At 40.0% G+C, this 15,813-nt stretch carries 14 protein-coding genes; 1 reads left to right on the forward strand and 13 read right to left on the reverse strand.

The genetic code is table 11. The features are described 5' to 3' along the window. Positions 1-4: 4 nt before the first annotated feature. The 13 genes from LQ203_RS09095 to LQ203_RS09155 form a co-directional block, all read right to left on the reverse strand. Positions 5-727 (reverse strand): anti-sigma factor, encoded by a 723-nt coding sequence (locus LQ203_RS09095; RefSeq protein WP_230157344.1) that lies wholly within the window; start codon positions 725-727, stop codon positions 5-7. Next, positions 728-1,282, reverse strand: a complete 555-nt coding sequence (locus LQ203_RS09100; protein WP_230157441.1) for a sigma-70 family RNA polymerase sigma factor — start codon at positions 1,280-1,282, stop codon at positions 728-730. A 76-nt stretch (positions 1,283-1,358) separates the two neighbouring features. Beyond that, positions 1,359-1,829, reverse strand: a complete 471-nt coding sequence (locus tag LQ203_RS09105) for a hypothetical protein (RefSeq protein ID WP_230157345.1) — start codon at positions 1,827-1,829, stop codon at positions 1,359-1,361. Between the two features lie 21 nt (positions 1,830-1,850). Further along, positions 1,851-2,588: an extracellular solute-binding protein gene (locus LQ203_RS09110; protein WP_230157346.1), complete on the reverse strand. Its 738-nt coding sequence runs from the start codon at positions 2,586-2,588 to the stop codon at positions 1,851-1,853. A 412-nt stretch (positions 2,589-3,000) separates the two neighbouring features. Continuing rightward, complete coding sequence (locus tag LQ203_RS09115) at positions 3,001-4,107, reverse strand: endospore germination permease (protein WP_230157347.1); 1,107 nt, start codon at positions 4,105-4,107, stop codon at positions 3,001-3,003. Between the two features lie 101 nt (positions 4,108-4,208). Then, positions 4,209-5,309: an endospore germination permease gene (locus LQ203_RS09120; protein WP_230157349.1), complete on the reverse strand. Its 1,101-nt coding sequence runs from the start codon at positions 5,307-5,309 to the stop codon at positions 4,209-4,211. A 57-nt stretch (positions 5,310-5,366) separates the two neighbouring features. Further along, positions 5,367-5,570: a hypothetical protein gene (locus tag LQ203_RS09125; protein WP_230157351.1), complete on the reverse strand. Its 204-nt coding sequence runs from the start codon at positions 5,568-5,570 to the stop codon at positions 5,367-5,369. 14 nt (positions 5,571-5,584) lie between these two features. After that, on the reverse strand, positions 5,585-6,829 hold the full coding sequence (locus LQ203_RS09130) for a Ger(x)C family spore germination protein (protein WP_230157353.1): 1,245 nt from the start codon (positions 6,827-6,829) through the stop codon (positions 5,585-5,587). Then, positions 6,826-8,418: a spore germination protein gene (locus LQ203_RS09135; RefSeq protein ID WP_230157355.1), complete on the reverse strand. Its 1,593-nt coding sequence runs from the start codon at positions 8,416-8,418 to the stop codon at positions 6,826-6,828. Before LQ203_RS09135 ends, LQ203_RS09130 begins: the two co-directional genes overlap by 4 nt. A gap of 502 nt (positions 8,419-8,920) precedes the next feature. Further along, positions 8,921-10,336 (reverse strand): aspartate ammonia-lyase, encoded by a 1,416-nt coding sequence (locus LQ203_RS09140; protein WP_230157357.1) that lies wholly within the window; start codon positions 10,334-10,336, stop codon positions 8,921-8,923. A gap of 118 nt (positions 10,337-10,454) precedes the next feature. Beyond that, a complete protein-coding gene (locus LQ203_RS09145; RefSeq protein WP_230157358.1) occupies positions 10,455-11,570 on the reverse strand; it encodes a Zn-dependent alcohol dehydrogenase in 1,116 nt (371 codons plus the stop codon). A gap of 28 nt (positions 11,571-11,598) precedes the next feature. Continuing rightward, positions 11,599-13,119 (reverse strand): aldehyde dehydrogenase family protein, encoded by a 1,521-nt coding sequence (locus LQ203_RS09150; RefSeq protein WP_230157359.1) that lies wholly within the window; start codon positions 13,117-13,119, stop codon positions 11,599-11,601. Positions 13,120-13,123: 4 nt separating this feature from the next. Continuing rightward, complete coding sequence (locus LQ203_RS09155; protein ID WP_356714187.1) at positions 13,124-14,488, reverse strand: lyase family protein; 1,365 nt, start codon at positions 14,486-14,488, stop codon at positions 13,124-13,126. A 265-nt stretch (positions 14,489-14,753) separates the two neighbouring features. Between LQ203_RS09155 and LQ203_RS09160 the strand changes: the two genes are divergently transcribed. Then, positions 14,754-15,548 (forward strand): IclR family transcriptional regulator, encoded by a 795-nt coding sequence (locus LQ203_RS09160; protein WP_230157361.1) that lies wholly within the window; start codon positions 14,754-14,756, stop codon positions 15,546-15,548. Positions 15,549-15,813: the final 265 nt, after the last annotated feature.

The raw sequence follows: 15,813 nt of genomic DNA on the forward strand, positions 1-15,813 counted from the left end.
ATTTTTATGAAGATCCAACTATTTTCTCGCCTCTCGGCTTTGTACTATTTGAATCTGGTTCTTTTGTGATGCCAATTTGATTGAATTGATCATTCATTGACAGTTTGTATGTCAATGATCCTGTGCCTGTTTCATCAGGCTTGAAAGTTCCTGCATTTGTCCGTTTTCCATCTTTCAGCAACCACACCTGATACACCTCGGACTCTTGAAGGCTAGGCAAATTCTGAATCTGAACGACTAACCTTCTTTCTTCCCCTTGCTGCAAAATGTATGCAGCACCGTCCGTATTCATATTTACAGCGGTCTTGTGAGCAGGCTGCAATGATAGTGACGTTTTAACCTCCATTGGGAGATTGATAGCTGCAAGTTCTTTTTTTAGTTGAATATTGGAATATAACAGCGCAACAGCCAAAACTAGAAAGGCCAGCACGAGACCTGAAGTTACTGGTGTAAACTGCTTAAAGAAAAAACTACTCCAATTCTTTTCCTTTCTCATCGGAACTTCATCATCAGGCTCAAAGACAAAATTCATAACCTCTGCTTTCAGGGAAGAAGAAGGTTCCATTTCTTCGAAATCCCATTTCAATGAATTCCAGGCTTCCGTCATTTGTTCATACTCCCTAGCGCATTCAGGGCAATGAATTAAGTGTTCCGCGAATGCCTTTTTTTCTTTTTCTCCCAGTTCACCCGATAAAAATGAAAGCAGGTTAGCGCACTCTGTATTCATTTACAAACCACCTACTTCCAAATACTTTTTCAACAATTTAAGCGACTGATGAAGTCTGCTCTTGATGGTACCAATCGGTTCATTTTCAATTTTGGCAATTTCCGTTAACGAATACCCTTTCCAATACAGTAAATCAATCAGCCTTTTTTGCGGCTTGCTTAACTTACTTTTGGCATTGGCAATTTCACTGTATAATAGCCCATTTTCTATATCATTATTCGGATCTTCCATGTCAATTGGATGGCTCATGTCCATGTGTTTGTTATTCCGAATATGAACGCTGTCTTTACGGACATAATCCACACACACATTCCGTGTAACGGTCAAAAGCCAGCTTACAAAGTGCCCCTTTTCGGAATTATAACTGCTTTTTGTGGTCCAGAGCTTTAAAAAAACCAACTGAACAATCTCTTTAGTTTTTTCAGTATTTCCATTCGTGAACTTAAAAATAAAACCATAGATTAATTTAATATGCCTGTCATAAAGTTCTTCCAGAGCAGGACGATGCTTTTTCATTACTAATCCCATCAATTCCTTATCAAGTTTTTCTTTCAATCGCACCTGCAACTCCTCACCAAGTAAATTTGGAAAACGAATAACAGGAACGACCATCACTGATCGTCCCTTTTTCTTATTTTGGAAAAACCGTCTCATTATTCACAATATACCAAACATTTTTCACACCTTCACCATTGACATCTCCCGTTGCCTTATCATTCGCAAAATAGTAGAGCGGAAATCCTTTGTACGTTACCTGCTCTTCCCCTGTATCTTCCCTTTTGATGGTTCCAAATTCTTTTTCCTCAAATCCTTCAGGAACAGCAAAATCCCTATCCATGAACGGCGGCCACTTTTCCAAACATTCATCCGCACAATTGCTTTTTCCGGATTTATCGTTTTTGAAAAAGTAAAGCGTCATTCCTTTAGAATCAGCCAAGTATTCGCCTGTTTTTTCACTTTCCAATAATTTTAGGGTTACTGCTTTTTCATCGGAAGTACCACTAACAGCCTGATCCTTTTCGGGTGAATCCTTAGCTTCATTTCCACAAGCCGCCAAAACTAATACCATCATAATTACCGAAAAAAACATCCACTTTTTCATATACTCTCACTCCTCGTCAATTTACTTCCATCCCCATTTTTGAAACACTTGATGGGATTTTTCCGTTTTAAGATAATCAATGAATTGTTTTGCCTTTTTCTTGTTTTCACTCTTACTTGTTATGCTTATCGGGGTTCCTCTATAGAGCTTTTCTTCTTCAGGGAGTTGAACCAGGTCCGTCACATCCGACAGGCGGTAATGCCAGGATTCATATGTAATCCAGGCGTCTAATTTAGAATTTGTCTTCCATAGATCGATAGCTTCTGCACTGGACTTCACTGAAATGTCAATATTCCTGCTAATTCCAGGAATCAATCCTTTTCTTCCCGCCAAATCTTCCCAAAGCCCCAGTTGCCCTGCTCCATTAACATCCACAATCTTTACACCCCTTTTCGTTAAATCCTCCAAAGACCGTATGTTCTTTGGGTTTCCTTTTCTAACCAGAATTCCAGCTGACCGTACATACAATTCTGTACGGTTTTTTTCTTCAAGGATATCCGGATGATCATGCATAAATTCAGTTAACATATACTCTGACCCTCCATAAATGATATCCGCATCCTGTTTGGCTTGATCAATCCATTTTTCCTCGGGTCCTGCTGTTACTTCAATTTTTATCCCCGTTTCTTTGGTGAATTGTTCCGCCACTTCCTTAATAGGTCCAAGAGGTCCACCTGGTCCATATACTTTTACGATGTCGTTAACAGCTTGCCCCCGTTTCGAACCCATTTCCGGTGAAAATCCTAACAGTACTACCATCAATGATATCCACCCAACAAAAATGACCCTTTTCCTCACTTCCTTCTTCACTCCTTTCTAAAAACCTTTGTACTATAGATAACGGGACAAACCTCAAAACGGTTTGAAAAAAATTGATAATTTTTTTAACATGCTGCAAAATACATCTGATGATCTTAAGCTTTTCTATTTTTTCTCAACAAAAAAACCATTCGAAAACGGAATGGTTGCAGACTGTAGACAAACTCGCTAATAATTGAGTTTGTCTACAGTTTTTTGAGGTGTATTTAATTTGAATGTTGCATTCCCTCCAGGCACTCGCTTACCGCCTGCGGGGTACTCCCTTGGACGCGCTTTTCTAAGCAGAAGTCTCGTACCTTCCGTTCTAATCTACTTTTTTAAGCCTCTTAAATCAAAGCAGTGGCAGAAAAGGTTAGCTTGAATTGCTTCCCTTTCTCTGTCTATTTCTTTTACCAATCAAAGCAATCACCAACAATAACAGAGGAATAATCGTTTGCATCAAAACTCCATGAAAAGGGAAGGCGACGATATCATATCGACTGACATCCATAGAGCTAGGATACGACCAAAAGCTGAACTCTACAATCAAAATCCCTATAGGCCATACAACAGGACGATAGTCGGAGAGATTCAGCCACTGCGCAGTACCCAAAGCAGCCGCATAATAAAACACAGAAATTTTGACAAACGCTCCTACTATCCATACGGCCATGATGGCGGACTCCAAATGTTCAAAAAAGTCGGCCAAACTGATGTACCGAGATACATTCATCATGGGATAAATCTTTGTGGATGTTGTTGATCCGAGTACAAAAAGAACGATAAGATTCACCACAACTAACGTCATCATCACGGCAAACACAGTCATCATCCCATATTTCATTCCTTTTTTCATATCCGTTAAAAAAGGGAGGAGAAAAATCATCAGAAAAAACTCGCTGAACCATCCACCCGGTATAATTGACCCCTTGATTGGAGGCATAATTCCATTCCCCAATATCGGGAATATATTCTTAAATTCAAGGTCAGCGCCCAGTAAGATGATTAAGAGGAGGAGTGGAAGGATAAAAACAGGAACAAACAATTGGGCAGCTCTCCCCAACACCTCTATTCCTCCGCGTACGATAAAGGCACAGAGGAGTACCATTGATGCCATGATCACGCTAATCGGGGTTTTGACCAGAAAAGAGTCGACAATAAATTCCCCATAACTTCTTAGGATTTGCCCTGTGATCGGGATATAAAAAAACAAGAATAAAAAGCTGAGAATTTTTCCCGGAACCCGACCAATGATCTGTTCACTGAATTGGATAACCGTTTGTTTCGGATAAAGTTTGTGCAGTTTATAAGCGATATACACCGTCGCAAACCCGATGAGAGACGCCAAAATGGGGGAAAGCCATAAATCAGTTTTGGCATATTTGGCTGTGATGCTTGGAACACCGAGAACAGCCGTTGCCACAATCGTCGGATACATCAAGAACGCCATCTGTAGAGACGAAATTTTACCTTTCTCCATCATCTTCCTCCTTTCTGTGATAGTATGTAAATTTGAAATCACGCAACCCACTGATAGATTTACTTTTTCATAAACTCTTCAAACGGCTTTATTCAATCCATTCAGCTGGTTTCGGTTCCTTTATGATTTCTTTTCCTAACAATAGCAATCACCAACAATAACAGAGGAATAATCGTTTGCATCAAAGTTCCTTGAAAAGGAAAGACGTTGATATCATTACGACTGACATCCATAGAGCTAGGCAACGACCAAAAACTGAATATGACAATCAAAATCCCTATCGGCCATACAACAGGGCGATAGTCGGAGAGATTCAGCCACTGCGCTGTACCTAAAGCAGTTGCATAATAGAAAACGGAAATTTTCACAAACGCCCCTACTATCCATACCGCCATGACGGCGGACTCTACATGTTCAAAAAAGTCTGCCAAACTGATGTATCGAGATGCACTCATCAGGGGATAAAGCTTTGTGGATGTGGTTGACCCAAGTACAAATAGAACCAAAAGATTCACCACAATTAACGTCATCATCACAGCAAACACAGACATCATCCCGGATTTCATCCCTTTTTTCATATCCGCCAAAAAAGGAAGAAGAAAAATGATCAGGAAAAACTCGCTGAACCATCCCCCCGGTACAATCGCACCCTTGATTGGAGGCATAATTCCATCCCCCAATATCGGGAATATATTCTTATATTCAAAATCAGGGATCAGTAAGAGGATTAAGATACAGATTGGAAAAATAAAAATAGGTACAAATAATTCAGCAGCTCTCCCCAGCACCTCTATTCCCCCGCGTACGATGAAAGCACACAGTAGCACCATTGATGCCATGATCACACTAATCGGGGTATTGACCAGAAAAGAGCCGACAACAAATTCTCCGTAACCTCTAAGGATTAGCCCCGTGTTCTGGATATAAAAAAACAAGAATAAAAAACCGAGAATTTTCCCCGGAATCCGACCAATGATCTGTTCACTGAATTGGATCACCGTTTGTTTCGGATAAAGCTTGTGCAGTTTAATAGCGATATACACCGTCAGATACCCTATGAGCGCAGCAAAAATGGGGGAAAGCCATAAATCGGTTTTGGCATATTTCGCTGTGATGCTTGGAACCCCGAGAAGAGCCGTTGCCACAATCGTCGGATACATCATGAATGCCATCTGTAGGGATGAAATTTTCCCTTTCTCCATCATCTTCCCCCTTTCTTTAATAGTATGAATTGAATTACGCAACACTCACTAATAGACTCACTTTTCCATAAACTCTCCAAACGGCCTGAAAAGAGTTACCATCCATTGAGTCGGTCCTGCCATCTGTGGGAGATTGAACATGGCCAGAACCAAGCCAGTGAGGAGCAGTGTAAGAAAAGCCACTTTATCTTTTTTAGGATTTTTTTTCATTTTCGGCCATTCATACAAAATGATTAGAATTACAATCACGGATGTACACAAAAAAGCCCCCCATCTCACTTGTCCTTCACCTCATTTTCAGACAAACCCGCCGGTTTGTTTATATAGCCCTGTCTTCGAATATGGGCCACAACATCGATTTCCACTTCCATTTTCGCGAATATATCATTCCAGTGGTTTTCGATTTGATTAAACTGTTTAGGATATTTCCTATAGAAATCTTTACCCAACCCTAAAATGTCCGCTTTCTTATCCTGAGTATGCAGAAAAGCCATCTCGATACGTTTTTCTATATCTTTTTGATATGCTCGTTCGGCAGCTTTTAAAGATTTTGGACTTGAAAGGTTTAAATTCGTTCCATTTTGTATAACTGCTCCTTCTGTTTTTACCTTCACCAATACTTTCCATTTTTCATTGATAATTTGCGGAATGATCTTGACTTGGGCTGTCACTGGATTTAAAGATATCTCCCCTTTCACACCTTTTGGTTGGAAGGTCACAGTGTATGATTCCATTTCATCTCTTAACCACAATAGCCCTCTTGTTTCTTTTTCCGTCATCGTCCCGGTCATCTTATCTTTTTTTAGTACGGCTGTCCCGACAATGTAAGGAATTCCCTGTAACTTTTTTTGCCCTTTTCCAGGTGGTAAAATTTTAACGACTGGAAGTGCGGCAGCTTGAGGTTTACCCGTTAACATTTCATCTAAATCCTGTAATGTGACCAGCATCCCAATATGTAAATCAGATAGTTCTCTAAGCACTTCCCCTGAATAGTTTTCTAGAGGTGGCAAAGATTCAAGGATGGGCTTTGCTTTCCCTTTGCTGACATACATATTTGCTTTCTCTCTTGGCTGCGGATGGCGCAGCAAAAAATCCAGCTGCTCTTGAATTCCTTCCTTCGCTAACTTTTCACCGAATACAAATACTTTACAATGTCCCCAAAATATTTTTCGAGGAAGCTTGCTTTGAAGCTTAGACAATGCATCTGAAATATTGGAGCCTTTTTCAGATCTCACCAATGTCGTAACCCCACCCCCTTCTTGACTGGTCCCGCCTTGACCGCCACCACTACTTATTGAACTTGGAATAAAGACTTGGACGGATAGTTCGATTTGATTACTATCCTTCTTATCGATGGCGGCTGCTGTGACAATCGCCAAATCAGTGATTTCTGTTCGGTCCCAACAACCGCTTAGAAAAGGGGCCGCTCCACAAATACCGAGCAAAAGAAGGACACTTTTCGTGAAATGACGCCTCTTTACTTTCCATAGTATCCTTGTTTGCCTCCAGCTATTATTCACTCCGTTTCACTCCCCCTTTTTGGATTTGGTCCTTGTTCCGGCGCTTGACGGTATACATTAGAATCTCCTGTGAAACTCGGGCGTGTATCCATCATCCACCAAGGAGCTCTCCACAGCACATCTTTCAGCTCTTTACCTTTTAACGGTGCCAGTGGCGCTAAGTATGGAACGCCAAAGGAACGCAAGCTGCATAAGTGAATGACTATGGCGATAATCCCCATCATGATGCCAAGCAATCCTAAGGTACCGGCAAGCAGCATCATTGGAAAACGAAGCATCCGAAAAGTAATTCCGGCAATATAACGAGGCATCATAAAAGAAGCGATTCCCGTAATTGCAACCACAATGACCATTGGCGCTGAAACCAACCCCGCTTGTACGGAAGCTTGACCAATCACTAGCGCTCCAACAATGCTGACAGCAGAACCTACCTGCTTCGGCAATCGAACCCCTGCCTCTCTTAGTGCTTCAAACGTAATTTCCATGGCCAATGCCTCTACTATTGCAGGAAAAGGGACCGATTCCCGTGATGCTGCTACGCTTAGCAGGAGTGCGGTTGGGACCGCCTCATGATGGAACGTCAAAATAGCAACATAAAGGGAAGGAAGCAAAAGAGATAATCCCATAAAAAAATAACGTAACCAACGGATAAAAGTGCCTGCCATAAAACGTTGAGCATAATCCTCTTGTGATTGAATCAAAGAAAAGAAGGAAATTGGTGCAATTAAAGTAAAAGGGGTTCCTTCTACAAGAATGACAGCCCGTCCCTCCAGCAAACTAGAACAGGCTACATCCGGCCGTTCTGTCGACATGATCTGAGGGAAAGGTGAAAACGGATTGTCCTCAATCATTTCCTCGATGTATTCGCTTTCTAAAATACCGTCTATTTTAATTCGTTCCAACCGAGTTGTAATCTCTTCAATCAGTGATTTATCCACAAGTCCATCAATATAAGCAATTGAAACATTCGTCCTGGTGAGAGTTCCGATCTTCATCGATTGTATTTTAAGGGCAGGACTTTTAATAATACGTCGCAATTGGGACGTATTTACCTCTAGCGATTCAATAAATCCCTCTCGTGACCCCCTAACTCCACCCTCTGCCACAGGTTCTTCAATCGCCCGCTTTTCCCATTTGGACAATCCTAAAGAAAATCCATCGCTTTCCCCTTCATATAGAAGAATCGGGTTTCCAGAGGAAATCGATTCAATGCAATCCGCCAACATATTCACTTTCACCACTTTAGGGACGGGCATTTTATGTTCAATAAACTCATTTAATGGTTGTGGTTCTTTTGATGCCTCTTGCATGAGTGGAGATAGCACATATTGCTCTATCGCCTCGATGTCTGAAAGTCCCGCAATGTAAATAAGCATCGCCCGCGTCTTTCCAAAAAGTAAGAACGAGCGGAACATGACATCCGAGCAATTATCATAAACAGAACGAAGTGTTTCTACATTTTGACTGAAGCTCACATCCAGTTCATCTGCAGGCTTAGAATCTTGGTAATCATTTTGTATCAAGGATTTTTTTTCTTTCGTTTTTCTTAACAATTTGCCCACATTACGAATCAAGCCGGTTACCCCCATTTTTTTGCAGGTCGCTCTAACTCCATTTTTCTATGTTTCTTCATTAAGGGTATTTTATACAGAAAGTCCTGAAACTCACATAACATAATTTTCATAATGAAAAGGACCACCAACTGAAAATTAAAAGACACATGGAGGAAATCCTTTTTAATGCCAAGGAACTGGGGATTAAATCAAAAAAGCAGCCTAATGGCTGCTCCAGACTGTAGACAAACTCGATCAAAATCGAGTTTGTCTACATTTTTTTATGGCTTGTACAATTTGGACGTTGATTGGAACGTAGGGCACTCGCTTTCCGCGGGCGGTCCGCCCTCGGCTTTCGCCTGCCTGGATCTCCCGTAGACGCGCTTTTCTAAGCAGGAGTCTCGTACACCCGTTCCAATCAAGTTTGTTTTGAAATTTAGATAGGATCCTTATTCTTCCAATTAGAAGCAACCAATACGGCTGCTCCATTTCTTTTTCGTCTTCATTTAGCCTGTCATGAAACGTGGTCATAGTCCCACTAATGTGGTTTTGGGTTTAATACTTGATTCATTTTTACGGGATCAGTTAAGTTTTCAGGATTAAGCAACTCAGCCGCTTCCGCCTCATTTAATAAACCTTTTTCTACTGCTACTTCTTTTACTGTTAGATTTCTTTCGTAGGCCTCCAGGGCTATATTATTGGCTGCTTGATACCCGAATCTAGAAGAAATAACGACGGACAAAGATAACGAATTCTCAGCGTTTTTCAAACAAACCGCCTTATTCGCTTCAATACCGTTTAGGCACTTTTCAGTAAACAGCGTAATACAATTTGTCAAAATAGAAAACGAGTCAAAGATATTTTTCAAAATAATCGGTTCCCAGATGTTCAAATCCAGTTCACCTCGATCTACAGCGAAAGTAATCGCTTGATCATTTCCATATACATCAAAACAAACCTGGATCATCATTTCGGGTATACATGGATTGATTTTACCTGGCATAATGGAAGAACCCGGCTGTACCGCTGGCAAATTGATTTCAGCAAATCCTGCCCTTGGTCCTGATGAAAGTAATCTTAAATCGCTGGCCATTTTCGATAATCCACTCGATAATCCTTTTAAGCAAGAAGATACTTTTAAATAAAAATCTGCATTTTGCAGTGCATCAAAGAAATTATCCTCTTTGATAACAGCTAAATCTGATACCTCTGGCAAATATTCATACATCTTCTCTGTGTAACCAGGAGCAGCCCCGATACCAGTGCCTACTGCCGTTGCACCAATTACGATAGATAAGCATTCTTTTTGTAGTTTTTTCATTTCTACTATCTGTCTCTTGATAAAAGTATGATACCCGCTAAATTGTTGACCTAGAGTAATGGGTACAGCATCTTGAAGACATGTTCTTGCCATTTTTACAACGCTCGAAAATTCATTCGTTTTATTCGCCAATGAGCATTCGATTTTATCCAAACTGATTAATAAATCATCTATATAGGAAAAGCAAGCCATCTTCATTGCGCTTGGAAGCACATCGTTCGTGGATTGAGACATGTTAACATGTTCATTCGGATGGATGAAATTATACCCTTTATGACCAGTCAGTAATTCATTTGCCCGGTTAGCAATGACTTCGTTAACGTTCATATTTATGGAGACTCCGCCACCAGCTTGATAAATATCGACAGGAAATTGATTTTTCATTTCCCCATTTACTATTTCATCTACAGTTTTGCAAATTACGTCTTTCTTTTCTTGATCAAGAACCCCTACACTGTGATTAGAAATCGCTGCTGCTTTTTTTATATAAGCCATACTTCTAATTAAGTGAGGATATGATTCAATCGTCCGACCAGAAATTGAGAAGTTTTGGCAGGCACGAACCGTTTGTATTCCATAATAAACATCCTCATCAATTTCCAATTCTCCCATTAAATCTTTTTCTACACGCATTTTTCAACATCCCTTCATTTTCTTTTAGAAAAAAAAGAAGGTTGTTTAAATTGATTCATGACAGCAATTTAAACACCCTTCACTTTTATGGAATTAATTAAGGAATTACGTATTAAAATTAATCGTTAAACTCGATCACTGCTCTTCCCACATTGACACAACTGCAGTCATGGAAAGAATCAAAAGCTTGATTGATATTATCTAATTCAATACGATCTAACACAAGCTCATCCAATTTAAATTTCCCATCCAAATACATTTGTGCAATCATCGGGAAATCACGGAATGGCTGCGTATCTCCATAAAAACTTCCTTTTAATATCTTCCCGACTCTATGAAAACCTCCCGCTGGAAGATTCAAAGTTTTTTCAGGATTAAATGCGCCAACGACAACGACAGTACCGCCTTTTCTCGTACTCTTCCAAGCACTTTCGGTCGCAGCAGTATGCCCCGAACAATCAATAGCAAAATGAACCCCTAAACCTTTTGTCAGCTCTTTTAGCGCTGCTTCTACATCCACTTCAGCTGAATTGATCGTATGCGTAGCACCAAACTGTTTAGCAATTTCCAGATTGGCAGGTTTTACATCACAGGCTATAATCTTAGAGGCACCAGCTATATGCGCTCCTTGAATTGCATTTACCCCTACTCCGCCAATACCGAAGATGGCGACTGTAGAACCAGGTGTTACACGTGCTGCATTCACAGCGGCTCCATATCCTGTCGCCACTCCGCATCCGATTAAGGAGGCTTGTGCCAAAGGCATTTCATCCGGCAGCTTTACACATGCCATTTCGGGAACAACGGCATATTCTGCAAACGTTGACAATAAAGAGTTGTGGTATATTTGCTTACCATCTTTACTAAGCCTTGAAGTACCGTCAAGCAGTGTTCCTTCGAACATTGGGCCAAATGCCGCCTCGCATAAATGCACATCTCCTGTTACACAAAACTCACATTTCCCGCAATATGGAACCCAGCTCAAGGCTACTTTATCACCTGCTTTGACACTTGTTACATTAAAACCAACCGCTTCAACAATTCCTGAACCTTCATGACCAAGTATAGTCGGTGTTGGGGTCGTTTGATCATTTAGAGCATTTAAATCACTATGGCAAACCCCAGTTGCTTTTATTTTCACCAGAACTTCATTCGCTTTTGGTTCATTTAGATCTACTTGTTGAATCGATAATGGTTTGCCCACTTCAGTCATGATAGCTGCTTTTATTTTCATTGTCGTATCCCTCTTTTATGTGTATTTTTTAATATGCGAACCAAATAGCTTTTGTTTTTGTAAATGCTTGTAATGAATGAATGGCATATTCTTTGCCCCATCCACTTTGCTTCAACCCGCCAAATGGACTTGCAAAGTCATAGCATCCATATTTATTAACGAACACCATACCCGCTTCAAGCTGATTAGCTACACGATGCGCACGGGAAGCATCACCTGTCCAGAGTCCGGCACCAAGACCATAAATCGTGTCATTTGCTTTCTTGACAACTTCTTCTTCTGTTTCAAATGGGATGATGCAAAGGACAGGTCCAAAAATCTCTTCCTGTGCAATTTTCATATTATTATCAACATCAGCGAAAATGGTTGGTTTGATAAAATAGCCCTTCGCATTTGATCCAGTTGTATCCCGTTCACCACCAGCTACTATTCGTGCGCCTTGCTCCTTGCCGCTTTCAATGTAATTTAAAATTGACTCCATATGCTGTTCGGACACTTGTGCACCTTGATCGCTTTCTGGATCGAATGGATCACCACACTTATAATTTTTTGCGTATTCGGCAATTTTCCCCACAACTTCATCATAGATTTCACGTTGGGCAAATAACCGGGTTGGTGCTGAACATTTCTCCCCTTTATGTGTAAATAGCCCATAAAAAGAACGCTCGATCGCTGCATCCAAATCTTGAAAATCACTAAAAATGATGTTTGGTGACTTACCGCCAAGTTCTAATGTCACCGGTTTTAAATTGCTATCTGCAGAGTCGTGGATTAACTTTTTCCCGATATTTGTGCTGCCGGTGAATGATAGTTTATCAATATCCATATGACGGCTAATATAAGAACCAACCTCACCATCTCCAAGGACTAGATTAATAACTCCTTTTGGCAATACGCCTGCTTCATCAATAATCTCAAACAAGCGAATAGCAGAATAAGAGGTTTTATCGGCTGGTTTTAAAATAACCGTATTCCCCATCGATAAGGCAGGTGATAGTTTTAAGACAGCCATTTGAATTGGAAAGTTGAATGGTACAATTTGTCCGCATACACCGATTGGATCTCTCGTAGTGACGCTTAGAAAATTACCTTCTACTGGATTATTTTCACCATAATACTTATCAGTCCATCCTGCATAATATTCAAATAAATCCGCTGCTTCTTGCACATCATCGTTATAAGCTTCTGTATATAATTTTCCGTTATCAAGAGCTTCCAGTGTTGCAAGCTCTGCATGATGCTCATGAATAAGCTTTGAGATTTTCAGTAAGGCCCTTCCTCTTTCCTTACGGCTCATTTCTTTCCATGAACCTTGTTCTAACGCTGCTTTAGCCGCTTGTATAGCTGTATCTACATCCTGTACTTCTGCTTGTTGAAAATCACCTAAAATTTCTCCATTAGCCGGGTTGATCGATTCAATCACTTTATTGCCTGAGCTATCCATCCATTTTCCATTGATATAAAGTTTTTTCGTTGTTTTAAGCCACTCATATGCCCACTCTAGTTTAGGCTGTTCAATTCCTTCAAACTGTTTGTTTTCTTGTATCATGTGTCTAGACCTCCATTTTTTTTAGTAAGTTTTTTATAGATTCCCGATCATGCTCTAACATTAATTTAGAAACTGCCGAATATCCCAATCTCTCCTTCAATTCCGTGATGACTGGAATAAATGTATTTGAAAGCTCTGTACACCTTTCTTCATTGGATGCTATGTCCTTAAGGCATAGCTCCGTAAAGGAATGAGCAGAGTTCGTCAGCATTTGTAACCCATTCAATATATTGGCACCGGCCATTCCTTCAAAAACATTCAAATCAAGCTCACCATGTTCCAATGCTGCTTGAACGACCCGGTCACACCCTAGGACTTGAAAACAGCTTTGAATCATCGTTTCAGGGATGACTGGATTCACTTTTCCTGGAAAAAAGGAAGAACCAGCCTGAACAGATGGTAAGGTAATTTCTGAAAATCCCGCTTCCGGCCCAGATGAAAGTAATCTTAAATCTTTGGCAACTTTAATTAGAGATGTTGCTAATAAGCTTAATTGTTTCGACATGTGAGCCAAGTCATCGATGTTTTGCGCTGCATCAAATAAATTGTCACGCAGTTTTACATTCAAAGTTGTGACTTCATGCAATTTCCGGATTACCACTTCTTTATATTTCCCCGACGCCCCTACACCATTTCCAATAACCGTCGCTCCAAGATTAACAGTGAGTAATGATAGGACGGATTCTTTCAAAGAATGGTGACGTCTTTTGAGGACAGATGCAAAACCACTGAAAACCTCGCCCAGCTGAACACGCATCGCATCCTGTAGACAAGTTCTCGAAATGGTAGTAACCCCCATAAACTCTTGTGATTTTTTATCCATCGTATCGTGCATTTTTATTAATTCTTGATCCAACCGTTCAAATCCGCGTACGATTGCCAGCCGGATAGATGTATGACATACATCAGATGTAGACTGGGAAGCGTTTACATGTTCTATAGGGTGAACTGGCGTATATATACCTAAAGATCCTTCTAAAGATCCTTCTAAAGATTGATTTGCTAGATTAGCTAACACTTCATTTACATTCATATTCGTACCAATCCCACCTCCTCCATGCAAAATATCTACAATAAAGTGGTCATGATAATTCCCTTGAATTAATTGATTACAAGCGTTTACAATTGCGCTTCCAATAGATGGAGCTAAAATGCCAGCCTCCAGATTAGCTAATGTTGCCGCTTTCTTTACCATGGCTAGTGACACAATATATTCAGGATAATTCTTTAATAATTGACCCGAGAAAGACAGGTTCTTAACTGTTCTCATTGTTTGGATGCCGTATAAAGCATTTTTAGGAATATCTACCTTGCCGAAGTTATCTCTTTCTGTCCGTTTTTCAAACTTGTCACTCTGACTGATTGAAATCCCTCCTACAAAACTTCTTTTATTCTATAAGCGATGTCATCGATGCAGCCTCTATTCTACAAGATGACCACAATCGTCCTTTTGTTCATATAACGAACATAAAGTTCATATTGAGAACTTATAGCTATTATATGACCAGGGAATTTATCAGTCAATGACAATTAATGAATTTTTCTAAATATTTTTGATTAGGGTGAATTAAATGCCCTCTTTTTCAAATTGAAATGATTGACACTCCTTCGTTCCCTTACGCTATAATAAAAAGATGGAAAATAATAATCAGACCACAACTAAACAAACCAATAATAAAGAAAGTTCTTCTGTACAGGCCGTTGAACGTGCTTTATCGCTTTTGAAGTTTATCGGAGAGAGCCCCTCACCCATTTCAGTCGGTGATTTGGCCAAACAAGCTGATTTGAATCGTACAACAGCCTGGCGTTTGATTGGCACACTCGAAAATCAGGGCTTTGTAGAAAAGGATCCTGTCTCAAAAGGGTACCAGCTCGGATATGCCCTTTATCGTTTAACTTCACAACATGATCCATATGGTTCACTTATACGAAGAGCTAGAAGAACGCTGGAAGAATTGAAAAAAGAAGTGGGGGAAACGGTTTTACTTAGTGTCCCTAAGCATGATGGGACTCTTACCATTGATCAAATAGATACCGACCATAGCGTAAGATTAGTCGACTATACCCATACCATGTCACCTTTACACTGCACATCCAACGGAAAAATTTTATTAAGTTTGCTACCCAAGAAGGAGTTGAATATTTTTTTAGAGCAGACTCTTACACCATTTTCCAAATATACAATTACTGATCCAGAAGAACTGCGTAAAGAACTTGATAAAATTTCCGTTCAAAAGGTTGGAACATCGATTGGTGAACTAGATGAAAATGAAAATGCCATTTCAGCTCCTATTTTTGACAGGAAAAAGAATCTAGTCGCTTTCATCACGCTAGGTGGTCCGAGTTTTCGCCTAACAGAAAAAGATCTCTTACTTTTAAGTGATCGAATGCTAGAAGCCGCTAAAAAAATTGAAGAGCAGTTAGATTGAACTAAAAAGGGCTAAACAATCGCATTTGAAACAAAATAAACGATACAGCCAATTACTGATGGTAAATGGCTGCATCGTTTTCTTTTTGTTTGGTTTTCTCATTTTAATCCTTTAAACTGAAGATTTTTAATTTATTATAAAAGTTTGACAAAAACTCAAATACGCAATTATAATTCATATATTCATATAACGTACTTAGAGTTCATATTATGAACATCATTTATTCTCCACAATGAAAACGCTTCCCTCTATAAGCGGCTTCATA

Source organism: Peribacillus sp. Bi96 (assembly GCF_918698115.1).
Lineage (GTDB): Bacteria > Bacillota > Bacilli > Bacillales > DSM-1321 > Peribacillus.

Bases quoted from the DNA above. Each gene is read 5' to 3' on its own strand.
- LQ203_RS09150 (WP_230157359.1), bottom strand. From the start codon at position 13,119: ATGATACAAGAAAACAAACAGTTTGAAGGAATTGAACAGCCTAAACTA.
- LQ203_RS09145 (WP_230157358.1), bottom strand. From the start codon at position 11,570: ATGAAAATAAAAGCAGCTATCATGACTGAAGTGGGCAAACCATTATCG.
- LQ203_RS09140 (WP_230157357.1), bottom strand. From the start codon at position 10,336: ATGCGTGTAGAAAAAGATTTAATGGGAGAATTGGAAATTGATGAGGAT.
- LQ203_RS09110 (WP_230157346.1), bottom strand. From the start codon at position 2,588: ATGGTAGTACTGTTAGGATTTTCACCGGAAATGGGTTCGAAACGGGGG.
- LQ203_RS09160 (WP_230157361.1), top strand. From the start codon at position 14,754: ATGGAAAATAATAATCAGACCACAACTAAACAAACCAATAATAAAGAA.
- LQ203_RS09115 (WP_230157347.1), bottom strand. From the start codon at position 4,107: ATGGAGAAAGGTAAAATTTCGTCTCTACAGATGGCGTTCTTGATGTAT.
- LQ203_RS09095 (WP_230157344.1), bottom strand. From the start codon at position 727: ATGAATACAGAGTGCGCTAACCTGCTTTCATTTTTATCGGGTGAACTG.
- LQ203_RS09135 (WP_230157355.1), bottom strand. From the start codon at position 8,418: ATGGGGGTAACCGGCTTGATTCGTAATGTGGGCAAATTGTTAAGAAAA.
- LQ203_RS09120 (WP_230157349.1), bottom strand. From the start codon at position 5,309: ATGGAGAAAGGGAAAATTTCATCCCTACAGATGGCATTCATGATGTAT.
- LQ203_RS09105 (WP_230157345.1), bottom strand. From the start codon at position 1,829: ATGAAAAAGTGGATGTTTTTTTCGGTAATTATGATGGTATTAGTTTTG.